Annotated in this window: 23 protein-coding genes, 1 pseudogene and 1 other annotated feature; of the genes and pseudogenes, 10 read left to right on the top strand and 14 right to left on the bottom strand. The window is 50.2% G+C overall.

The window, feature by feature from the left end:
- From A3842_RS24690 to ylbJ, 5 genes are all read right to left on the bottom strand, one after another.
- Positions 1 to 228, bottom strand: a 228-nt coding sequence (locus tag A3842_RS24690; RefSeq protein WP_074103059.1) for a transposase, incomplete at its 3' end; no start/stop codon positions are given.
- A gap of 453 nt (positions 229 to 681) precedes the next feature.
- Complete coding sequence (locus A3842_RS24685) at positions 682 to 2142, bottom strand: S41 family peptidase (protein WP_074103058.1); 1461 nt, start codon at positions 2140 to 2142, stop codon at positions 682 to 684.
- Positions 2143 to 2168: 26 nt separating this feature from the next.
- Positions 2169 to 3344: a copper amine oxidase N-terminal domain-containing protein gene (locus tag A3842_RS24680; RefSeq protein ID WP_074103057.1), complete on the bottom strand. Its 1176-nt coding sequence runs from the start codon at positions 3342 to 3344 to the stop codon at positions 2169 to 2171.
- 199 nt (positions 3345 to 3543) lie between these two features.
- Positions 3544 to 4347, bottom strand: a complete 804-nt coding sequence (locus A3842_RS24675; protein WP_074083805.1) for an NAD kinase — start codon at positions 4345 to 4347, stop codon at positions 3544 to 3546.
- An 85-nt stretch (positions 4348 to 4432) separates the two neighbouring features.
- Positions 4433 to 5689, bottom strand: coding sequence for a sporulation integral membrane protein YlbJ (gene ylbJ / locus A3842_RS24670; RefSeq protein WP_074103056.1), 1257 nt, complete (start codon positions 5687 to 5689; stop codon positions 4433 to 4435).
- Positions 5690 to 6093: 404 nt separating this feature from the next.
- On the opposite strand from ylbJ, the gene A3842_RS24665 reads away from it, so the two are divergent.
- Positions 6094 to 6477, top strand: coding sequence for a globin domain-containing protein (locus A3842_RS24665; RefSeq protein WP_074083807.1), 384 nt, complete (start codon positions 6094 to 6096; stop codon positions 6475 to 6477).
- A gap of 30 nt (positions 6478 to 6507) precedes the next feature.
- The gene (locus A3842_RS24660) at positions 6508 to 7212 is read left to right on the top strand and encodes a DUF2225 domain-containing protein (RefSeq protein ID WP_256701850.1); all 705 of its coding nucleotides are present in this window, start codon (positions 6508 to 6510) and stop codon (positions 7210 to 7212) included.
- A gap of 101 nt (positions 7213 to 7313) precedes the next feature.
- Here the strand turns inward: A3842_RS24660 and A3842_RS24655 are convergent, their stop codons facing one another.
- Together A3842_RS24655 and A3842_RS24650 are read right to left on the bottom strand one after the other, a co-directional pair.
- Positions 7314 to 7544: a hypothetical protein gene (locus A3842_RS24655; RefSeq protein WP_074083809.1), complete on the bottom strand. Its 231-nt coding sequence runs from the start codon at positions 7542 to 7544 to the stop codon at positions 7314 to 7316.
- On the bottom strand, positions 7541 to 7732 hold the full coding sequence (locus A3842_RS24650; protein ID WP_074103055.1) for a YycC family protein: 192 nt from the start codon (positions 7730 to 7732) through the stop codon (positions 7541 to 7543). Before A3842_RS24650 ends, A3842_RS24655 begins: the two co-directional genes overlap by 4 nt.
- Before the next feature lie 129 nt (positions 7733 to 7861).
- On the opposite strand from A3842_RS24650, the gene A3842_RS24645 reads away from it, so the two are divergent.
- Both A3842_RS24645 and A3842_RS24640 read left to right on the top strand, forming a co-directional pair.
- A complete protein-coding gene (locus A3842_RS24645; protein WP_074103054.1) occupies positions 7862 to 9661 on the top strand; it encodes a M3 family oligoendopeptidase in 1800 nt (599 codons plus the stop codon).
- Positions 9662 to 9971: 310 nt separating this feature from the next.
- Positions 9972 to 10382, top strand: a complete 411-nt coding sequence (locus tag A3842_RS24640) for an O-methyltransferase (protein ID WP_074103053.1) — start codon at positions 9972 to 9974, stop codon at positions 10380 to 10382.
- A gap of 117 nt (positions 10383 to 10499) precedes the next feature.
- On the opposite strand, the gene A3842_RS24635 is transcribed toward A3842_RS24640, so the two are convergent.
- A complete protein-coding gene (locus tag A3842_RS24635) occupies positions 10500 to 10736 on the bottom strand; it encodes an alpha/beta-type small acid-soluble spore protein (RefSeq protein ID WP_025707482.1) in 237 nt (78 codons plus the stop codon).
- A gap of 101 nt (positions 10737 to 10837) precedes the next feature.
- A complete protein-coding gene (locus A3842_RS24630) occupies positions 10838 to 11812 on the bottom strand; it encodes an aldose 1-epimerase (protein WP_074083814.1) in 975 nt (324 codons plus the stop codon).
- 132 nt (positions 11813 to 11944) lie between these two features.
- Positions 11945 to 12189, top strand: a binding site (T-box leader).
- Between the two features lie 57 nt (positions 12190 to 12246).
- Here A3842_RS24630 and trpS point away from each other — a divergent pair.
- Positions 12247 to 13236: a tryptophan--tRNA ligase gene (gene trpS, locus A3842_RS24625; RefSeq protein WP_074083815.1), complete on the top strand. Its 990-nt coding sequence runs from the start codon at positions 12247 to 12249 to the stop codon at positions 13234 to 13236.
- On the opposite strand, the gene A3842_RS24620 is transcribed toward trpS, so the two are convergent.
- Both A3842_RS24620 and A3842_RS24615 read right to left on the bottom strand, forming a co-directional pair.
- Positions 13233 to 13427, bottom strand: a complete 195-nt coding sequence (locus A3842_RS24620) for a DUF5325 family protein (RefSeq protein ID WP_074103052.1) — start codon at positions 13425 to 13427, stop codon at positions 13233 to 13235. The genes trpS and A3842_RS24620 overlap by 4 nt on opposite strands.
- A gap of 143 nt (positions 13428 to 13570) precedes the next feature.
- The gene (locus A3842_RS24615) at positions 13571 to 14575 is read right to left on the bottom strand and encodes a metal-dependent hydrolase (RefSeq protein WP_074083817.1); all 1005 of its coding nucleotides are present in this window, start codon (positions 14573 to 14575) and stop codon (positions 13571 to 13573) included.
- Positions 14576 to 14834: 259 nt separating this feature from the next.
- Between A3842_RS24615 and cyoE the strand changes: the two genes are divergently transcribed.
- Complete coding sequence (cyoE, locus tag A3842_RS24610) at positions 14835 to 15767, top strand: heme o synthase (protein WP_074083818.1); 933 nt, start codon at positions 14835 to 14837, stop codon at positions 15765 to 15767.
- A 13-nt stretch (positions 15768 to 15780) separates the two neighbouring features.
- Positions 15781 to 16401: an SCO family protein gene (locus A3842_RS24605; RefSeq protein WP_083609717.1), complete on the top strand. Its 621-nt coding sequence runs from the start codon at positions 15781 to 15783 to the stop codon at positions 16399 to 16401.
- 139 nt (positions 16402 to 16540) lie between these two features.
- Here A3842_RS24605 and A3842_RS24600 read toward each other — a convergent pair whose 3' ends face one another.
- From A3842_RS24600 to A3842_RS24595, 3 genes and pseudogenes are all read right to left on the bottom strand, one after another.
- Positions 16541 to 16897: a DNA primase gene (locus tag A3842_RS24600; protein ID WP_074103051.1), complete on the bottom strand. Its 357-nt coding sequence runs from the start codon at positions 16895 to 16897 to the stop codon at positions 16541 to 16543.
- 198 nt (positions 16898 to 17095) lie between these two features.
- Positions 17096 to 17170 (bottom strand): annotated as a pseudogene (locus A3842_RS33470) (YjcZ family sporulation protein); the annotation flags it as partial.
- A gap of 107 nt (positions 17171 to 17277) precedes the next feature.
- Complete coding sequence (locus A3842_RS24595; RefSeq protein ID WP_074103050.1) at positions 17278 to 18447, bottom strand: MFS transporter; 1170 nt, start codon at positions 18445 to 18447, stop codon at positions 17278 to 17280.
- Between the two features lie 292 nt (positions 18448 to 18739).
- Between A3842_RS24595 and A3842_RS24590 the strand changes: the two genes are divergently transcribed.
- The 3 genes from A3842_RS24590 to A3842_RS24580 all read left to right on the top strand — a co-directional run bounded on the left by A3842_RS24590 (position 18740) and on the right by A3842_RS24580 (position 22574).
- On the top strand, positions 18740 to 19177 hold the full coding sequence (locus tag A3842_RS24590; protein WP_074083821.1) for a hypothetical protein: 438 nt from the start codon (positions 18740 to 18742) through the stop codon (positions 19175 to 19177).
- Between the two features lie 63 nt (positions 19178 to 19240).
- The gene (locus A3842_RS24585; RefSeq protein ID WP_074103049.1) at positions 19241 to 20386 is read left to right on the top strand and encodes a transglutaminase-like domain-containing protein; all 1146 of its coding nucleotides are present in this window, start codon (positions 19241 to 19243) and stop codon (positions 20384 to 20386) included.
- A 115-nt stretch (positions 20387 to 20501) separates the two neighbouring features.
- Positions 20502 to 22574, top strand: a complete 2073-nt coding sequence (locus tag A3842_RS24580) for a peptidoglycan D,D-transpeptidase FtsI family protein (protein ID WP_074103048.1) — start codon at positions 20502 to 20504, stop codon at positions 22572 to 22574.
- Positions 22575 to 22596 lie beyond the last annotated feature (22 nt).

Below are 22596 nucleotides of genomic sequence, written 5' to 3'. Positions count from 1 at the left end.
TAATTCTTTTTCTTGTTCCGCCAGCCGCTGCTCCAGTTCGCGAACCTTTTCCGCACTGTTTACAGGTTCATTGCCGAACTCCCGATACTTCGCCAGCCAGTTATGCAGCACACCAGGGGAGATGCCCAGCTCCTCCCCAATCTCCACCACCGTCTTCGTCTGTTCCTGAATATACTTGACGGCTTCTCTTTTAAACTTTTCATTGTACCGTTGCCGTTGTTCACCCATGTGAACACCTCCTCGTTAAGTTCATTATTCATGCTCTCTTAACGGGTGTCCACTTTTTATTCTACTTGCATAAGTATACTTAATACAGACGCATTCACCTGTAATAGTGCGAATCGGCCAGATTAAAGGTACTTTTTCCCACTATTGCTTGTTTTGGAGCGAGATAGGGCGAATTAAGTTCACTTTTTCCACTTGAGCTTGCCCCCAAAGACGAAGACGGCCAAGCAACTACTGGCGAGGTGCAGGTTCACTAAGCTAGCGGGAACTCCCAGCCCCCGCTCTAACTACTCCCAGCCTCAGTTCCAGCTCCCAGCCTTTAACCTCAACCTCATCCCTGCACCTAGCCCCACGCCCAACCTCATCCCAGCATCCAGCCCTGCTACAGCTCCCCGAGACCAGAAAGGCTGTGCTATCCAGTTAAGGATGGCACAGCCTTTCTGGTCTTGATCCGGTTTACTTTGCGGTTAACTTCAATTGTTTCTGCGCTGCATTGTAGCTCCATACCAGGGACGGGAACTTATGCTGAAAGGCTTTTACATCAATAAAGGTTTCGTTGTCCTGCGACAGCGCCTCTTTGGTGGTCACGGAGAACCCGGATACTTTACCGGCGCCGTTTGTAACCAGAACTTTCTTGTTCTTGGCATCCCAGGATACTTCGCTCTCCATCAGTGCAGCCAGGACGCGTGAGGAAGCGTAGATCGTATTTCCTTGCTTGATCAATCCGACATTTCCGGCAAAAGGAATGCCGTTCAGATCGAGAATGTGATTGTCTCCTGCAGCACTAATACTGGTCATTCCCGCAATTTGCAGGGCGGTGATCAGCTGTGCCGTCTTGCCTTGGACCTCAATATCAGGGGACAACCCGATATGATTGAAATCCTCTTTGCTTGGAGTTAAGTATTTCTGTGTGGTCAGCTTCAGTTCGGCTCCATTAGATACGGGAAGCAGACTCTGAATCCGCGCTTTGCCGTAAGAGCGTGTACCTACGACCGTAGCCAGCTTGTTGTCCCTCAAAGCACCGGTCAGCGCTTCAGAAGCACTGGCGCTGTTTTCGTTCGTCAGCACTACAACCGGCACCCCGATTTTACTGCCATCTGTAATGGTTACTGGTGTCAAAACACCGCTTTGATCCGAGGTGTACATCATAATGCCCTTGGCCATGAATTTGGAGGCAATATTATAGGCTGAATCCATGTAGCCGCCTGGATTGTTCCGCAGATCGAGCACCATGGATTTCATACCTGCGGCACGCATTTTGCCGAGAACGGCGGTGAACTCTTCATCGGCGGTTTGCGTGAAACCGTCGATAGAGATGTAGGCAATCTTATCTCCGAGCATTTTACCTTTGACCGAGGTTGAAGCGATATCGCTGCGGACAACGATGTAAGATTTGACCATTCCGTTTCTGCTCACGAGCAGAGTTACTTTAGAGCCTGCTGCACCGCTCAGCTCGTCACCTTCGGTATCTTCGATTTTGACACCATCAATTTTGAGGATCGAATCTCCGCGCTTAAGCCCGGCTTTCTCTGCTGGTGAACCGGCCATAACTTCTTCAATATACAATTCTTTGGCGGTGTACATCATTCTGACGCCGATACCGACATATTCGAGATCGACCTGTTGGCTGAACTTTGCAGCCTCGTCCTTGTCGAAGTACTGGCTGTAGGGATCATCCAGTGTATTTACCATGCCGTCAATAGCTCCGCGGATCAGTGTATCCTGGTCCACTCCCTCAATATTGTATTTCTCCAGATTCTGCATAATTTCATTAATAAGGTCCGTACCCGTTGCCGCTTGCGTATTGTCTGTGCCCGTGGCAGCCTGAGAACTGTCCGCCAGAGCAGCTGGAGCAAGAATAAGAGATACTGCCAGACAGCCACTAAGGACTGAGGTCATTAACTTGCCTGATTTCATGATTGCATACACCCTTTTTTATATGATTAGTTTGAAGTATTACTGCCCATTAGATAAGAGTCATCAACAGTCCATAGACCGCCGCTGGATTTGGAGAAAACATAAACAGAAGATTGGGTTTGGCTTTCAGCTGAATCGGCTTCTTTAATAGTGTACTCCACATATACGGCAGCCTCATCCGCAGAGTAATAGAAGACATTTGAGCTATTCAGCGTGTAGACCAGGTTGTAGCCTTTAAAATATTCAGTCAGATTCTCCTTCAGGGCAGCTTCATGATCTTTCCCGTAAGTGGTCTGTGCAATTAAGCCATCGATATCCTTGGCGTTTCTTGCCGCATAATATTTGCTTAGGCTGTCCTTGATGGCGGCAGCATCGTGATCAGGAAGGACCGCAGCTGTCTTCCCTTGTTCAGGAGTAAGCAGAACGGTGCTGTCTTGGGACTCGGAGCTTTCAATCTTCCATACACCATTCTTGCGGACAAGCGTGTTCAGGTATTCTACCTGCGCATCCGGCAGATAGCGGCCGCCCTTGCGCACAGATTTTTCTACAGTATGCACGATGGCTTCATTGCCCTGAATGCTTAAGATATCCATACTTTCGATGGTGTTGACCATATCATACGATTTGAAGTATTCCTTCATATTGTCGATCGACTCGGTCTGGTCCGAATGGTGAACTACGAGCGAATAGTATCCTGCCGCATTTTCAGAATTAAGATACTCATTGGACAAATGAATAAGGTCAGTAATTTCCTTCTCATCTTTCGCAGTGTCCACGGAGGTGAGGATCGTCACACTTTTGCTGGTCTTATCCCAGATCGCTGAACCGCCGGTAGCTTCAGCCACGAACCGTAAGGGTATGTATGTAGTGCCTTGGCTGGAGACCGGAGCGGTGGCTAGTTTCTTGACTAGACCATTTACTGTTGCCCGGTTACTGCCGATTTTGAGGGTGACTTCCAGATTGCTGCTTGTCCCGGTGACCGTTCCGGTTTTTGCATCCCAGAGCACCTTCAGCCCCAGCTTTTCAAAAATGACCCGAAAAGGGACAAGTACAGAATTGTTCTTCAGATAAGGAGAACCAGCGGTGAAAGCAACGTTGCTTCCATTAATGTTGACTGTAATCGGTTTGTCTGCGGCAAAAGCAGGTACCGCCAGCATCAAGGCCAGCAGGCTTATGCCCATGAGGGATAAAAATTTCTTCAATAATGGTTCTCTCCTTTAAATAACAACTCTTTGTAAAATAGGTTCATTATACCATCGGAAATTTCTTGCTGTCTATCCAATCATGTAAGCTTAGTTAAAGCATGACAAAGCCGGAGATGCAGCGTCGTCTCCGGCTTTGGCTTTACGGGAAGGCTGCTCTATCCGAACAGACGAAATCCCTGTATTTTGCTGAAATATGCTAGATCAGGAAAGCTTCACGGACCCGGTTCCAAAATGGAAAAGGGCGGTACCTGGCAAAGCTGATTTTTTTGTCGGATACCTGGCAGCGCACGGAGATCAGGTCATCAACAGGAATGTTGTTGTGGTCAATGGTTAGCAGCAGCCGCTGGTCCTTACGCGAGAAAATATCGCAGTGATGGTGCTTCGGCAGCAGCAGAGGAGATCCCATTGTGCGGAAGACCCGGTTGTTGATGGAGGCAATTTCCGCAATCTGCAGGGCTTCTATGGAAGGATGCACCATCGCACCGCCGAGGCTTTTGTTGTAGGCAGTGCTGCCTGACGGTGTGGACACACACAGACCATCCCCGCGGAACATTTCGAATGTCACATCATTGATGTCAATCTGAATGACTACCGTTCCGTCTACACCCTTCAGGGTGAACTCATTCAAGGCAATATGAGAGGTGGAGCCGGATTTCTTGTGGATCTCTAGCTCAAGCAGCGGATATTTGACCATGCGTGGCTTCTGGGGCTCCGAGGTGCCAATCCCACACATGTAATCAATCAGAGTAGGCAGTTCGTCTGCCTTCCAGTCCGCATAGAATCCTAAATGTCCAGTATGGACGCCCACAAAAGACAGATTGGGGATCTGATCGATAAAAGTGTGAAAGGCGTGCAGCATCGTGCCGTCCCCGCCAATCGAGATCACGATTTCCGGAGACTTCGCATCCAGCTCCAGATTCCGTTCCGCTGCCAGCTTGTGAAATTGCTCCGCAAGTTTGATGGACAGTTCGTCCCCGCGGTCCAGAACATAATATCTCAAGATGTATAAGCTCCTTTGTATGTTTCAGTCATACACCGATCATAATCAATCTGGACCCGGAACACAATATTTGAAGTGGTAAAAGTCACAGCCTCCGTCCAAAGCACGGAATACGGCGGATGAGGAGAACCAGGAGAGAGAGCAGCAGGGCTGTGCCCAGAAGTACCCCAAGCCAGCTCATACTGCTGGCCAAGCCGGACAGCGGGGAGGTAAAACCGGCAGCGGCAGGAGTTGCACTATAGCCAGTTGAGAGGCCCGAACGGACCACGGGATTCCAGAGCAAAAGTACGAGTCCCGTAGACAAGAACGCATGCACCAGCCTGGCAGCCATAAAGGGCAGATAGCGAAGCCCTGTTCCATTCAGGATGCTGGCGACCTGAGCGTGGACGGATAAGCCGCCCCAGGAGAGTACACAGGCTGCGGCGGCTACCTTGTATTGTAGCGGGACCGAATCGGCCGCTGAGCCGGCAGAGCGGGCACCCAGCGTCACTTCGAAGAGGCCGCTGACGAGAGCCCGGGACAGGTCAGCCGGGAACCCCGCCCAGGTCAAAAGTCCCTCGGTAACGCTGATGAGTGCGGACATGATTCCGGCACGGGACATCAGCTCCATCAGCACATTGAAGAATACCACCAGGCCGCCTACCACAATAATGAGCTGCAGCGAAGCTTGAACGGCTCCCTTCAGCAACTCTCCGAGGCTTCGTCCATCCCTGCGTCTTGCTTCTGCCATAGAACGAAGAGCCAGGCGGATTCTCCCGGTATCTCTGTCGTCAGAAGCCTCCGGAAGGTTGGAGGCAGGAGAAGCTACGGGAACGGTGGCATTCTCGCGCCGGCCGTGAAAAGACATCAGAAGTCCTACTAAAAAGCCGCCTCCGTAATGGGCCAGCGCAAGGATAAGTCCCAGAGAAGCATCATGAAAGAACCCTACGGAGACCGCGCCCAGCAGAAAAATCGGGTCGGAGGAAGTGGTAAAAGCCACGAGCCGTTCGCCTTCTACACGGTTCAGCAGTTCCTGTTCACGCAGCTTTGCGGTTAATCTGGCGCCAACAGGGTATCCTGATACATAACCCATAGCCGCGACAAAGCCTCCACTGCCGGGAATATTGAAGAGTGGACGCATGAGCGGGTCGAGCAGAGCCCCGAACAGATGAACTACACCGAAGCCCAGCATCATTTCGGATATCACGAAAAAGGGAAAAAGCGAGGGGAACAGCACGTCCCACCAGACGGTAAGCCCGCGTACGGCTGCATCCAGAGAGCTTGCCGGATTCAGCAGCAGGAGCATCATACATCCGGCAAGGAGGACACCCAACAGCAGGCCGTAGTTTTTTTTCAGAATCATCGGCAACGCCTCCCGGTATATGGATAAATGTATGCAAAAAGAGGGACAAACAGCACAAAAAAATTCAGAAAGCGGTTACACTTGGATGTGCTTTTTGACTGAAATTATGGTAATATAAAATTAATTAATGCACACCTTATTAGGGATGGAGTGATGGTGATGAGTGTAGTTGCCGGAGTTCTGGTTTGTGCTTTTGTATATGTTATCCGGGTCTCTCTTGTCCCACCTGGTGATGAGGAATTTCGGACCTATTAAATACTCTAGGCGCTAAACCATGGTTTAGCGTCTTTTTTCTGTAGGTAAGCTTCACAATATGTTACTTACGGCAGGATAACCGGGCAGCGTAAATTTTGGTATAATAAAAAAGCCGTTACATGAATACGGAAGAAAGCTGGTAACCGCCGATGAATCCAAACGACAGCTTATATGACAACCTGGGAGGCGCAGAGGGTTTGCACCGGCTGGTAGAGGTTTTTTATGCCAAGGTGCAGCTTCATCCGCAGCTCGGCCCTTTGTTCCCGGCAGATATTACTCCTGTCCTGGAGAAACAGTATCAATTCCTGAGTCAATTTTTTGGTGGACCCACACTCTATTCTGAGCTGCATGGACATCCGATGATGAGGGCAAGGCATATGCATGTCCCGATTACCCCGGAGCGTGCGGAAGAGTGGCTGGCTTGTATGAAAGAGGCGCTAGAGGAAACGGGTGTGGAGGAGCCGCTGCGTTCATTTGTATTAAGCCGGCTTGCGGGTCCTGCACATCATTTTGTCAACATGCCCCAGGAGTAACGCGTAGTTGATCGTGAAAGGATGAGGGCATTGCCGGATTTGATACCTTTATACACTATTAAAGTAATCTGCTGCAACTGTGAGAAAGAATTTATAACCTCAAGAGTTCGTCCCAGCCTCAAAAAGGCAATTCGCCGTGATGCAGATTTCTGCTCTTACTACAAGGATGAGAACCCGGATTATTACGTCGTGCGCGTCTGCCCGGCCTGCGGTTTTGCCTCTACGGAGAATTCTGCGGACAAGCTCGCTGACTGGCAGCGCAAGTCTTTCGGCGATCAGGTGGGCAGCCGCTGGATTTCCCGGGACTTTGGTGATAAACGCAGCTGGGAGATTGCACTTGAGACCTATAAGCTTGCATTGATCTGTGCCCAGAGCATCAAGGATAAGGACCGGATTATTGCCAGTCTTTTGCATCATATTGCCTGGATGTACCGGTATCAAGGGGATACTGCGCAGGAGCAGCGTTTCTTGCGTTATTCACTCGACATGTATATTAAGGTCTTTGAAAATGATGGCATTGGCGGTAACGATGCCCGTCTGATGTACCTGATTGGTGAGCTGAACCGCCGCATCGGCGAATTTTCAAACGCAGTGAAATGGTTTTCGCGTCTGATCAATGACCAGAAGATTATGGATGCTGCGATGATCCGGGCGGCCCGGGAGCAGTGGGCTCTTTTGCGTGAACAGATGAATGGGGGAGAACTAAGTCCGGACGGATTATCGTCGGGTACATAAGGAGTATCTGCTGGATATCACTAAAAAAGGCACAGGAAGCTTCTCCTGTGCACCTGTTAAGCTATAGTCAACGGAAAAATGCAGCGGTCTGTGCTGAATGATCAGCGGACAGACCGGTCAAAGAGCAGGTAATCGGCGTCGTTGTCGATTACAGTCAGGCTGGTCTTACAGCAAGGGAAGACCAGCAGCCTTTTTTTGCCGTCCCGGACAAGCTGCAACTCGTCCGGTTTCATAGGCAGAAGCACGTTCTCCTTGTCGCAGAACGGACAGTACTGCACATACATGTCTCCTAAAGTGATGTCATAAGGCCAGGTATGGCTGAAGGGTATCATTGTTCGTCCTTCTCGGACGGCTGGGACCCGGCATCGCTGCCGGCGGTGTCTTCACTCTGCTTCTTGGATAGCTCCGCGATCTTTTGCAGCAAGATATGTTGAGGCATATGCATCAGGTGTTCCAGTGGAACACCGAGTTGTTTAGATAATGTAATCGCCGTTTCCGGTGAAATCTGCAATGGCTTCATGGGGATGTCCTCCTTAATAAATAGGGTTGGCGGTACTTCAGGGCATCTGCCCGTATTTGAATTCACTTTACCATGGCTGCAGGCCAAATACAAAGAAAACCAAATGTTAGTAATGGAAGGGGAACCCAAATGAAACAACCTTTATCATTGACCTGGGAACTGGATTCTATATTTCCGGGAGGATCTGCTTCACCGCAGTTTGAGAGCTATTTGAAAAAGCTGGAGACCGACATCCAGGTTCTAGGACAGCAGGTTGCAGAGTCAGCTTCACCTGTAAATGTCGAATCGACCCGTGCGCTGGATGAAGTTATAGCATTGCTGCAGAGCTGTTCCGGCCGTCTGGTTCAGGCTTCGGAATTTGCCGGATGTCTGGGTGCGCAGAATCAGCAGGACAAGGGCGCTGTACGGCTGTCCTCCAAGGTTACGGGCCTTCGTGCAGGCTTCGAGGGCGTCAGCTCCAAGTTCGACAATGTGCTGCGGCAAACCCCCGATGATGTATGGAGCGAGTGGATGGCCCGCCCGGAAATTGCGCCACTGGAGTTTGTTCTCAGTGAGAGCCGCGACTTAGCCCGTGAGAAAATGAGTCCGGAACTGGAGGGACTCGCGCTTAAGTTGGCTGTTGACGGTTATCATGGCTGGAGCGAGCACTACGAAACGATTGTGAGCTCCATACAGATCCCATATGAGGATAAAGAGGGGGCCAAGCTGCTGTCCGCCGGACAGGCCTTCAACAAGCTGGATGATCCCGACCCTAAGGTGCGGGAGATCATGTTCCGCAAATGGGAAGAAGCCTGGGCCGGTGCGGCCGACTATTGTGCAGACACCCTCAATCACCTGGCAGGCTTCCGTCTGAATCTGTATCAAGGCCGTGGCTGGGAGAATGTGCTCAAGGAGCCGCTGGGCATTAACCGCATGTCAGGAGCATCACTGGATATGATGTGGGACGTGATTACCAAAGCCAAACCGGCACTGGTCTCTTACTTAAACCGTAAAGCCAAGCTGCTCGGGCTTGAATCTCTGGCCTGGGTAGATGTAGATGCACCGGTAGGCAAGTCCTCCGGCAAAATTCCCTACGATCAGGCAGCAAAAGACATTGTAACGCAGTTCCGCAAATTCAGTCCGAAGCTGGCTGATTTTGCCGAACGCGCTTTCGACAGCAATTGGATTGAGGTGGAAGACCGACCAGGTAAACGCCCAGGCGGATTCTGTGTATCCTTTCCGGAAAGCAAGGAATCCCGCATTTTTATGACCTATAGCGGCACCCCATCCAATGTGTCGACCCTGGCTCATGAACTTGGGCATGCTTATCATTCCTATCTGCTGGAAGATCTTCCTCTGTTCAATCAGAACTATGCCATGAATGTGGCAGAGACCGCTTCAACCTTCGCAGAGGTCATTGTAGCCGATGCCCAAGTTAAGGCTGCAGCAAGCAGCGAGGAGAAAATTGCCCTGCTTGAAGCGAAAATCCAGAATAGTGTGGCCTTCTTCATGAATATCCACGCCCGCTTTTTGTTTGAAACCCGTTTTTATGAGAAGCGTAAGCAGGGGCTGGTGAATGCCGAAGAATTGTCGGAGCTGATGGTAGAAGCGCAGAAGGAAGCCTACTGCGGAATTCTGTCTGAATATCATCCGCATTTCTGGGCAGCCAAGCTGCATTTCTATATTACGGATGTGCCATTCTACAACTTCCCATACACCGTTGGCTACATGTTCAGTACAGGATTGTACCGGCTTGCCCTCCAGGAAGGTGCATCTTTCGCCGATAAATACGACAGTCTGCTGCGTGATACAGGTATCATGACCCTAGAGGATTTGGTGTCGAAGCATCTGGGTGTGGATTTGACGAAGCCTGATTTCTGGCAAGGTGCAACAGATTTGATTACTGCAGATATTAACGAATTCTTGAGAATGACAGAACATTCAGCCTAAAAGTTTGTCAGAACCAAGGCGTTTCATCTTTTTGCAGGCAAAAAATGAGGTTTGAACACCTTGTATTAATACGCAAAAACCCCTTTTTAGGGGTTTTTTTGTGTTGAAATACTGTCGAAATTAGACGATTGATAGAAGGAAATATACGATAAAACAATGAAATTTACGCATATATAGGGATAAACACCCAATTATGTTGAATAATGTTGAACGCTTGTACTAGGTGGCCTATAATGAGCCTAAAGCCTTATATAAGGGCTGCTAGAAAGTGAAAATAACATGAGCTTACAAAACTTTTAGGGGGAGACACATGCTGAGAACGGAACAACTATCACTGGCAAGACAGATTGATTTGGTGTTTAAGGAACTGCAGGAGGAATTGTCAGGACTGTCTTCCGGCACGGTTTTTGTGCAAATCAGAAATAACGTCATTGGGAAGTTCGGGATCCGCCATAATCCGCTGGCAGGTCGCAGTGGGGCTTTTGAGGAAGAACAAGAGGGGCTGACCGTTGGACAACAGTCTTCGTTCCGGCTTATGGCTCTGGAAAGCCTGAAATTTAAACGGCGCTGGACGCATGGTGAAATCAGCTATGAATTTGCCGTCCGTCAGGGAATGGTGGTTGTTGATGCCACACTCGAATCCAACTATAACATGGCCAATCTGTTGATCCGCTATCCACGCAATGTTCATGCCGACAAGTCCGATCAATTCTACGGCTAAGATATACATAGATCTGCACAAGCAAAAGCCCTCTTGCGTCTCGGTGAGAGGCGCAAGAGGGCTATAAAGCGGGTCCGCTTAGGCATTCAGCCTGGCGGGATACTTATGATAAGGCTGTTACTGCGAACGACCGGACAATTGTTGCTCTGCCAGCTGCACCAGACGTTTGGTGATATATCCTCCCAAAGAACCGGTTTCGCGGGAAGTGTAGTTCCCATAATAACCGTCAGCTGGGATAGTTACTCCAAGCTCCTGTGCTGCTTCATATTTCAATTGCTGCAGGGCTGCATTTGCTTGAGGAACGACTAGGTTATTGGAACGGCTACCACGACCTTGTTGACCTGCTTGACCCATGTTTGTTCACCTCCTTCGCCCGTTGTGAAGATAGTATGAGCGCTAGGAGATGAATTCATGCACGGTTCAGGAAGGTTTCGAGGATGGTAATTATATGAAAGTTAGAGTTCGGGATAGATGATTTCAAGAAGGCTTGAAACCGCAAGAGTTTGGCCTGGTTTTAAGGTAATTATGCCTGTGAAGGAAGAATCTTTGTCCAGGTTGGGTGCATCGGGAAGCCAGGTATAGGGCTCAATACAGAGAAATTGGTCTGCTGTTCCTTTGGTGTATATCACCCAGTGGCGGAAGAATTCCTTGTCTGCAGTATAACGAAGCCCATAGCCGTCATTCCGCATCAGTACAGCTTCCGCAGACTGCTCATCTCCAATTCGCAGTACGGTGTCCAGATTTGTACCCGCCAGTTCCATGCCTTGATTCAGAGCTTCAAGCTCACCTAAAGGCAGCAGATTGCCGCTGGTCAGCAGTTCATTGTTCAATTCATAGACACTTTGGACGGGCAGCTCAAGCTTCCAGCGATCCGGCTCGCCATCTATCATAAACCAGGTGTGGTACCCCATTCCAAAAGGGATATTCTTGTCTCCCAGATGTGAAACCTTGAGCGTTTGCTTGAAACGGGCATCCTGCAAACGGAATGTCATCTCAAACTTTAAAGGGACAGGAAATTGCTCCATCCATCGGGGATCATCCGCAGTATTGAATTCTGTAGTCACTGCGCAGCCTTCCTCGTCTTCTTCAATATCGCTTACACACCAGGATTGCGCGCGGTGCAGGCCATGAATATGGTGTCCTCCTGCTGAATTCGGCTCGAACTGATAGCTTGTGCCTTCGAATTGGAATTGTCCCTCACGGATACGTCCGGGAGGAATCAGTAGGGGCATGCCAAAATGATAAGGCTTCTGCAGGTAAAAGGATAGGTCGCTCTCCTCGGGCCTGCGCAGAATTTCACGGTTTTCCTTACGGTCCCACAACGAAATGACGTTGTTACCCAGTCGCGGCAAAAGCGTGACTTCCAGCTCACGGCTATGCAAAATATAGGTATCATAACCGCCCCACTGCCCTTTGGTCACCTGTTTCATGAAATGTATGCTCCTTTAATGTAACTGTAATCGAAAGACACGAATACCCTTATCATACCAGATTTATATACAGGGGTTAAGTCATTTGACAACTTCCCCAGTTCGCTCTATGATGGATGCATTCATGAACATGACAATGCGATGACAGGGACAAGTAAGCGGAAGAAGCACCTTCAGAAAGCCGGTGGTTGATGCGAACCGGTGGGGCACTTCAGGCTGAATGGACCCTGGAGCGCCGCGTTCGAACAGGTTTGGGACCTTAGTAGACCGGCCGGCTCTTCCCCGTTAACGGAAGTCAAGGCTGCTTGATACATCTCTTATTTGGAAGAGACTGCTGGCGGCGAATAAGGGTGGTACCACGGTCTCACGTCCCTTGCGGATGTGGGGCTTTTTTGTGTGCTGCCGGAAGTAAAAACATAATCGGAGGGAATAAGATGGCTAAAAAAGTATTGTCCGGCATTCAGCCGAGCGGTTCACTGACTCTGGGGAACTACATCGGTGCGATCAAAAATTTCGTTAAGCTGCAAGAAGAGCATGAGTGCTACTTTATGGTTGTGGATCTTCATGCCATTACGGTCTCCCAGGACCCTGCTGCACTGCGGGAGAATTCAGAATCAGTAGCGGCTCTGTACCTGGCGGCAGGGATTGATCCCGCGATTTCCAATGTCTATATGCAGTCCCATGTACAGCAGCACGCAGAGCTGGGCTGGATTATAACTACCTTAACCGCAATGGGCGAGCTGGAGCGGATGACACAGTTCAAGGATAAGTCTTCCGGCAAGGACTCTGTAGGCGCGGGTCTGTTCGTATACCCGTCACTGATGGCGGCTGACATTCTGATTTACAATGCTGACCTGGTACCCGTCGGGGAAGACCAGAAGCAGCATCTGGAGCTGACACGCGATTTGGCGGGACGCTTTAACCACCGTTTTGGTGAATTCTTCACGGTTCCAGAGCCTTACATTCCAGAAGTTGGCGCACGTATAATGTCACTGGATGACGGCACCAAAAAGATGAGCAAAAGCAATCCGAATCCTGGCAGCTATATCGCTCTGCTGGATCCGCCGGATGTTATACGCAAAAAAATAAGCCGTGCCACAACGGACTCCGGCCGTGAGGTGATCTTTGATCCGGCGACCAAGCCTGAGATCAGCAACCTGATGAGTATTTACGCTGAATGCTCCGGAATGACGCTTCAGCAGATTGCTGACCGTTACGAGGGCCAAATGTATGGAGGCTTCAAAAAAGATCTGGGTGAGGTTTTGGTAGCTACGCTTGAGCCTCTGCAGCAGAAATACCACGAGATCCGCAGTTCGGGCGCGCTGACTGACATTCTTGCTGAAGGCGCGGAACGTGCGCGTAATGTGGCCGCTCAGACGCTTGCTGGTGTTAAAGAGCGAATGGGCTTTCTGCCGCTGCGCTAAGAGGGCTGCTGTGATTTAGTCTCTGCCTTGCGTCTCATTCGGGCTTTGAGGATAAAACCCCAGCCAATATTCGCAATGCATAACACACCCAGCAGCAGAGCCAGCCAGATATTAGTGCTGATGGAGATGGATGCTGCGGTAAGAAGAAGAATGGAAGAGCACGCGAACCAGAGGGACAAGCCTTTGCCCATATAACGTCAGCCTTCTTTCTGTTGTAGTGAATAGAGATTTGAAGCATAGCAGACTCTTGAAAATTTACCCGCTGCGTAGTTCTGAGCAGCGGGATTTTTAATTGCCAAAACTAATGAAAACGCTTTATGGTGATTGTGATAGTCTAAAGCTTCATCGAACCGGGGTCAATAGCAAAACGTTCATCGAGCTTTTCACTGCTCAGCCAGCCAACATAAGTGTTAAGGGGTTGGTACTCATTGTCCATGACCAGCACGGCAACGAACGGGAATTGCTTACGGTGTAAATAACGTACATCTCCCCAGCGTACAATATATCCAGAGGCCACTTGCTCGACCTCGGCTACGGCATAGGAGGTAAAGTATAGAAAAGCCTGAATATCGGGATGGTTTTTGGAATGCTCAACGGCGGGGTGAGTGGAGCACACCGCATGCTTGAACCATTCGAGCCGTCCGCTGTTCAGAAGTCCGATATTATAGCTGCCGTCCGGTTTGGCTTTGACGACATTCCAACGCGTCGGTGAGATGGTCGGAATTACGAAATACCGTTCACCTGGGCTGTGATGGATATCTTTGTTCTTCAGATTTCTTGTCAACCGGGCATGCACCACTGTCCGCCAAATATAATAAAGCGCGATGCAGGCATACAGGGTAACAAATAATGGGGCCGGTGGAACAAGTCCGCTGATCCAGAGGATAATGGCCGCCGCATGGCTGCCGAATATAAACGGATCAAAGATATGGATAATGTTCCAGGCGATCCATTTTTCTGTGAAAGGACGTGCGGCCTGGGTACCATAGGTGTTGAACAGGTCTGTAAATACATGAACAGCTACGCCGATAAAGCTCCACATGGCGATATGGCTCAGGTGATGAAGATCTGCGAACCCAAAGACGGGTCCGATGACCAGTGTAATCAAGGCAGGCCACAGGAGTAAAAACGGCAGTGAGTGAGTGATTCCCCGGTGGTTACGGATATACAGCGCATTGTTTTTGAGGCGCAGCGCAGTATCGGCATCCGGGGCCTGAGAGGCCAATACGGTAGCGATCATGACCGCACCGGCTAATGTTGGCTGGGAAGCAACGACGGGATCAACAAAGGACAGTCCGGCAAGTCCCAGGCCCATAACGAAATGTGTAGCGGTATCCATTGGTCAGATCTCCTTTGTACGGAAGTTCTCTATTAATATCTACCCAATTTGACGTCCAGTTATTTAGGGGGTGTAAAATAAATATCGTCACGCAATTGTCAAATTGATGAACATCTTGGTCAATGATTGTCAAACTCTTTCTCTGTTTGTTATGATAAAGTTAACAGCAGAGTGAATAATGTTCTCAACTAAGAACGTTAAAAATCGGTTTTATGCTCCAGTGGAACGTAGAAGTCCCTTAGAAGGAGGAACACCAAACGTGGACAATCAATTGAGATATCAGGCTTCTTCAGATTCCGCAGCGCTGTCTGCCAAATCACCGAAGGAAGGTGCCAGCTGGCGCGACTTCATTACGGTGACGAAACCAGGCATTATCCGCTCGAATCTTATCGCTGCTTTTGCAGGATACTGGGTGGCTTCCGGCTGGGATGTGCAGTATGGACGGCTCATTCTGACTTTGCTCGGCACCATGCTGGTCATGGCTTCTGCCTGCGTGTTCAATAATTATTTCGACCGTGATCTGGATATGAAAATGGAAAGAACACGTGAACGCGGGCTGCCGACAGGAAGACTGAAGCCAGGTGTTGTGCTTGCATATGCCATAGGGCTTGGGATAGCCGGTCTCGCGGTGTTGTTTGCCTTTTGTGGCATACTGGCCGGATTATTCGGCATCGTCGGCATGTTTGTCTATGTAGTAGTTTACACCCTTTGGCTCAAAAGAACATCTACATGGAGCACTTCGGTAGGTGCAATTTCAGGCGCAATGCCTCCAGTTATCGGGTATGTTGCTGTAACGGGGACAGTCGATCTCGGGGCCTGGCTGCTGTTCGCCATGCTGTTTCTCTGGCAGCCGCCGCATTTCTGGGCGCTTGGCATCCGCCGCAAGGAAGAGTACAGAGCGGCTGGATTTCCGCTCCTGCCTGTAGTCAAAGGCACCCGGCGGACCAAATTCCAAATGATTCCTTATGTGGCGCTGCTTCTGCCGATTCCTGTACTGATGTATGCTTACGACTATGCGGGGATTTTTTACCTCATTATCTCTGCAGGTTTGTCCCTCGCCTGGCTGTACTTGACCCTGAAGGGATTCCGGGCGAAGGATGACGATGCGTGGGCGAAACAGAACTTCTTTTTCTCCATTAATTACCTGACAGTCAGTCTGATTGTGCTTGTGCTGAATACGATCCACGGCTAAGGGGGAGTGTCCTGTGCAGACCTTGAAACGCTACAAGTGGACCTGGCTGTTGCTGCTCTTGGCCTTAGGTCTGGCTATTTATCTGGCTGTGATCTCGTTAGGCGGCAGGAATGATAAGCTGCCTGTAATCGGTGAAGTGCAGGACTTCTCGCTTGAAAATGTGGATGGCCGGCAAATCACACTGGCAGATACGGAGGGAAAGCCGAGACTGGTGTATTTCTTCTTCACGGAATGCCCGGATGTGTGTCCCATTACCACATTTATGCTGTCACAGACTCAGGATTTGCTGATTAAGGATGGCAGCTTCGGCAAGGATGTGGAATTCGTCTCCATTTCCTTTGATCCCAAGAATGACACACGTGAAGCAATCAAGACGTTCGCTGACCGTTTTCATGCGGACTACAGCGGCTGGTATTTCCTTCGCGGCGATCAAGAGCAGGTCCGCAATCTGGCGGCCGACTCCTTCAAGGTGCTGATTTACGGGGACAACAAGGATAATTTTGCCCATGCGAATCTGATTGGTCTGGTGGACCGCCACAACCGGCTCCGGGGACTCTATGATGCAGGAGAAACGGAGAACGTGACACCGGAATTTTTGGCAGGCGAACTGAAGAAATTGATTGGGGAAAAATAAAAAGCATTGAAAATAACGCCTTGTTCACTTCTTGCGTAGGACGCAGGAAACGGATAAGGCGTTTTTTGGGTTGTTGGAGAACTACGGTAACCGGTTCTTTGTAATGCCGAAGCTAGCAACGGCAGCTTGTCCTGTAGGCTTACGTTTCCATGTAAGGTAATGGCTCTGGATAAATGATGAACTCCTCAAGTCCGGCCTTTTCCAGTTGAGTGATATTGTATTCATCGGGGGTTCCTTCCACTCCGGCATAGCCTTTACGGGTATAAATATGAACGGCATCCGGGAAAGCATCACGCAGGATGCCGCGGATTTTTTTGCCTGAGCTGTCATTGTCCATGTACAGGTATACCTCTCCGTCGCCTATTCTGCGCCGCAGCGTCTCCAGCTTCAGTGTGTTTAGAGTGCCGAATGTACACTGGATGTCAATCTCTGGCGCCAGCAGCCGCCGTAATCTGCTGCGGTCGTTTTTACCTTCAACGATGATAGTGATGGACATATACGGTCATCCTTTCCCCGTGGTGATGTGTCTATGTCGATATTTTACCTAAAAGTCGTCATTATATCGATTTATTTGTTACACAATCTATAAGATGAATTTTCATTCCCCGGGAAATGTCGTAAAAAGAAACAATCACCCGGATGTAAAAGAGCCGGGTGATCGGGGGATTTGTCATTTCGGCAAATGCGGACAAACTTAGAATATTCCGGCACTGAGGATGATTACCAGCAGAATGTAGAGTACCAGAATGGTTCCTGTAGAAGTCCAGAATACAGGAGCTACGGGAGCGGGATTGGGGCCCGGACAGAAAGCACCATAGGGTTTGTATATTAGCCTACCAACATCATCCAGTGTTTCAGGGGAAGGAGGTGTCCTATTTAAGCGGCCGGACTGTTCCACTCAGGCCGGTAGGCCAGCTTGTCTGAGGTTCTGGGCGGCAGCAGCAGCAGAGCGGTCATCAGCAGCACAAAGGCAATGAAATATGGGGAGACGTAGTCCCGGAGCTGTCCTGCTGCAACCGGACCGGCAAAAGCGCCAAGCGACATGGCAATGGATTGCAGCGAGAAGGTCCGGCCCATGCGTCCGGCACCTCCAAGGCTGATGAAGAGTGAGGCCATCGCCGGAAAGAGCACGCCTTTGGCAGCCCCAAGCAGAAAGAGAACCACACCGGCGGGAATGCCCCGGAACGCAGCCATCGTGAAGAAGCAGAGTGCCATGGCTAGGAGTGCTGCAGCGATTCTTATTCCTGGTGCAAGCCGGTTCAGAAAGAAGAGACTGAGCGTGACTAGTGCCCCCAAGCTAAGCAATGACAGCAGGATTCCGGTAGAGATCATTCCATCACTGCCCTGTGACAGGGGCAGTTCAAAGAAAAGTACTCCTTGGGAGCAGGAAACAAAGAAGGGCAGCAGATAATAGCGCCGGGATACAGGAGGGTTCGCCTGGGCCGGAGCTTGTGAGAGTGAGTGCAAAGGCAGAGCAGGGTTCGCGGCGGCCAGGCTCTGAACATGCTTAGGCACGCTGAATAAGGCCATCACACCTGTGAAGATCAGCAGCCAGCCCAAAGTGGTGAAGGTGCCGGAGTAGCCGGCCTTTGCCACAATAAAAGCTCCGGCCGCTGGTGAGACAACGGACGCTAACGTATGGATGATCCCGTGGCCGGACATATATTTCCCTTGGGTCGCGGGATCAGAAGAGAGCGAGGCCAGGAGTGTCATGCAGGCCGGGGAGAGGAAGGCCAGGGCGAAACCGCTCGCTGCCCGCAGCATCAGCAGATGCCAAGGAAGCTGTGCATGAGCCTGAAGCAGCAGAATGGCCCCGGCTGCCGTAAGCGCGAACACAATGTAACGGCGGCTGCCGTTACGGTCGACCAGCACACCGGCCAGCAGATTGCCGGGAAGATGCGTCAGCGAATACATGCCCATCATCCAGCCAATGAAGGCCGGTCCCGCCCCCAGAGAGATGGCAAACGGTGTAAGAATAGGGTACTGGGCATGCAAATCGAAGAAGGCCAGAAAGAGAAATAAATACAGCCACAGCGCGGTTTTCAAAAGAAAGCACCTCCACAGGGGCCTGACTCTGTACCAAGGCACAGGCAGGCGCTTTTTAACAAATAAGGGTTAATGAAGCGATCACTTGTTACCAAGGATTCGGACAATGACCTACTTGTACTTTACGTGTGGTCTGGTAGGCTTATACCATTTTCTTGGGGATGGCTGGCAGGAAGCTGCTTAGCCATGAATTATATAGGTCATTCATGTATAATAATTATTATTATTGAAATGTCCCGGGGACATGCGCCCTGTAGTGACGAAATATGGCGATAGGGGTGTTGTGAAATTGATGGATCCGGCAGTGTGGTCACAGTTTATTAGGGAGAATTGGCTGGTTATCGTTATTGCACTTGTGCTGCTGTTTGCGGTAATTAATCTGATTAAGACAGTTCTGAAATGGGCGATAGTTATTGCTATTGTAGCTGGCTTGTTCATTTACAGCGGGGTTACGCTTGACCAAATTGGCAACGCTGTGAATAAGGTTACGGATGGAACGGTAAGTACACTCAAGAGCGAAGCACAGGATATGATGCTGAAAGAAGCCAAGGAAGCCAAGTACACTTCTGGAGGCGACGGCACCTTTACCATTACAACACCTAATCTTGAAGTCAAGGGTGCTGCCGGTGAGGATAAGGTGGAAGTGATTTTCCGCGGAGTGAGTCTCGGTAAATGGAGTATGACGGAAACCACCCAATCCTTTATTGAGGAAGCCCGGAAAAATCAATAGGTTTCCAGGAAGGCTGCTTATAGTTGATATGACTTTACAGAGAAATGGAAAGGGGGGACAAACATGCTTAAGGGATGGATAGACAGCCTAAGTGAAGCCAACATCATCTCCATCCTGTTGGTTGTGGTTGTCCTTTTTTCACTGCTGCAGGGCTGGGGCAGAGGCTTCGCAAGAGCGGCGGGAGGCTTGTTCGGCCTGCTAGGAAACGGGGTGCTTACTATTCTGGCGCTGGCGCTGGCCATCCCTGCGGCGATGCATTTGTCGCCTATCGCAGGAACCTGGGCGTCAGGAATAGTACTTCCGGCCACTCAGCTCAGCGGATGGCAGCAATTGTATTACACTGCCGTATCTGTGCTGGCAGGATCACCTTTTGTCCGTTTTCTGCTGCTTCTATTGGTATCTTACAGCTTGATCCGGCTGCTGCTCGGGCTGTTGTTCCTGCTGCTTCCTTTCCGCCTGCCCCGCTTTCGGACGAGAGAATCGGACCGGAAGATTACCTTAGCCAGCCGTCTTAGCGGTGCGGTTATCGGCGGTGTTATTGGACTGGTGCGCGGTCTTGTCCTTATTCTTGCGTTGTACATTGGTGTCGGCCTGAATCCCGATAGCGGCTTCAGCCGTTATGTGGAATCCTCCCCCATCTACAGCGAGAGTGCGGCTGCGGTATTTGAGCCGCTTGCCGGTGAGGATATGCGCAGCAGACTGCCGGTACTGACCCAAGCGGTGGCTGATGAGATGAATGATATTTTGCGGCGGAAATATGAAGTCATTGATCATAAGATTTCACCCGATATTGTGGGGGCCGCCGCCGATATTGCCGGACAAGCTGAGGGAACTGAGGACAAGGCCAAACTGCTGTATGACTGGGTTGGCTCACGGATTACCTATGACTATGGTAAGGCTGAGAATTACGAGCAGAACCGCATCTGGCATGAACAGACCCCGCAGGATACCTTTGATACCCGGCTTGGTGTGTGTATTGATTATGCCCGCCTTTACGCCGTAATGGCACGCTCACAGGGACTTCAGGTGCGTGTAGTTACGGGACAGGGCTACGATGGCCAGGGCGGATATGGCGCCCATGCCTGGAATGAAGTATACCTGCCGGACAGGCATGTCTGGATACCGCTTGATTCTACGTGGGCGAGCAGCGGGGACTGGTTCAACAGCAAGGATTTTGATAAAACCCATATTAAAGAAAGTGTGCTCTGAGAAGGAAGCGGCAGCCTTGAGATATATGGTACAATAACAGGGCATATTGAGCAGCCTCTCAGACTCTGGTTTGAACAGGTTCTATAACTGCAATCTGATAAGGAGAGGACACACTGTGAAATGGTTTGGCCACCCGGGGATACGTCCGGATGAAGCTCATGGCCGAAGTGCACCCAGTCTCCGCATAAATCTGTTTTTCTTCGGCACTTTTTTTATTTTTTGTGTCATAATTATTCGTCTTGCCTCACTGCAGTTCGTCGAAGCTGCGGCTTTGACCGAAGTAGAAGAGAGTCAAGAGACTAAGGCTGTTCCTCTTTCCGCGATCCGGGGGATTATTCATGCTGCCGGTGGAGAGGAGATTGCGTACAATACATCCGTTCAATCCTTGTATATCACTTTAACCAAAGACTATACAGAGACCTATAAGAACAAGGAAACCAATGAATATGAGTTCACGGAGAGTGCCCAAGCGAATACAGCTTCGCTGGCAGCGAGACTGGAATCCGTCTTCAATCAATATGGCGGCCCATCCGGCAAAAAGCTCACGCAAGCAGATATTACAGCTCTGCTCGATCTCCATTTCAAAAAGGCGCTGGGCTACTATCCGCGTAAAATCAAGACAGGTCTTACACCGAGGGAAGTGGCCCATTTTCTGGAGCACAAGGAGCAATATCCCGGTCTGTCCATTGTGGAAGAAGCGGCCCGCCATTATGACAAAGACACCGTGGCTGTACAGGCGGTGGGTTATATTAAGCCTTTTAAATCCTCCGATAAAGAGGATAGCTATAAGAATATCCGCAGTGCGATGAAGAAAAATAATGCCGATCCGGGCTTAGCGTATAAAGAGGATGAATTTGTCGGTTTTTACGGCCTCGAACTGCAATACCAGCGGGAGCTGCGCGGAAAAAACGGCTACCAGACGATTTCCGTCAATCCGCAGAATATGGCGGAGGAGGTCACCCGAACAGTCCCGCCCGTCAAAGGGAATGACCTCTGGATGACGATCAATAAGAACATCCAGCTTAAAACCGAGCAGGCAATCATGGATCAGATTCGCTGGTTGCATACCCATCCGGTACTGGGGAAACTTCATCCGGATGCCCTGACCGGGTATGCCGTGGCTATGGAAGTGGATACCGGCAATGTGGTTGCGATGGCCAGTATGCCGGATTATGATACAAATGTCTGGACTTCGGAAAAGGTTGCGCCTGAGGAATACGATAAGATTAGGGATAACAACCTGAACGGTACAATTACAGATACCACCTCCGGTATATCCGGCAATGGCCTGAAGTCCATTGTATACCTGGGGTCCACCATTAAACCGTTAAGTGTGTTAATTGGATTGAATGAAGGCTTATTCTCTACCAGTGATACTTATAACGACAAAGGGATCGCCTATTTCGGCAAGGATGACAATGCTTCTGTTAGTAATTCCTCCGGTCATGTACTCGGACAGCTGCATCCGGCGGAGGCCATTCAGGAATCCTCTAATGCTTTTATGGTCGATAAGGTCGGAGATCCGCTGTACAAGAAATATCAGGATAAAGCGACGGGGGTTTGGGATAAATATTTGAAGGCTTTTGGCCTGGGGGTATCCACTGGGAGCGGGCTGCCGCATGAAAGTGCCGGGGCCAACGATTATATGGATATCAAGGCGGCCGGAAGTACCCAGGCAGCCATGGTCTACGCATCCTTCGGCCAGAAAGGTAAATATACAGCACTGCAGCTGGCCCAGTACACGGCAACCCTCGCCAATGAGGGCGAACGGATCAAGCCCCAGCTGGTCAGCAAGATCACGGATGCGGATGGCAACACCGTTAAGGAGTATCACCGTGAAGTGCTGGATAAAATCACATTCGATCCTTCCTACTGGAAGGAGATCAAAAAAGGAATGAATACTGCCGTCAAGGCCTTTGACGGATTTCCTTATGATTTTGCCCGCAAAACTGGCACCTCTGAGATGGATGCGTACGGAGTAGTCAGGGACAATGGCGTATTTATCGCATATGCCCCGCGTGAGAACCCCAAGCTGGCGGTAGCGGTAGTGATTCCTGAAGGCGGATTTGGTTCCAACAGTGCTGCACCGGTTGCGCGTGCAATCTTTGACGCGTATGACTGGGAATACGGGCTGACTGGAGTACCCAAGAAGAACGTACCACCTGTAGCGGCGTCAACGCCGGAATGAAGGTTTATTTTAAGATGTAGAG

Source organism: Paenibacillus sp. P3E, assembly GCF_001909045.1.
GTDB lineage: Bacteria > Bacillota > Bacilli > Paenibacillales > Paenibacillaceae > Paenibacillus_AQ > Paenibacillus_AQ helianthi.
Note: the sequence above shows the minus strand (reverse complement) of the source record. Positions and strands in the feature narration are given on the sequence as shown.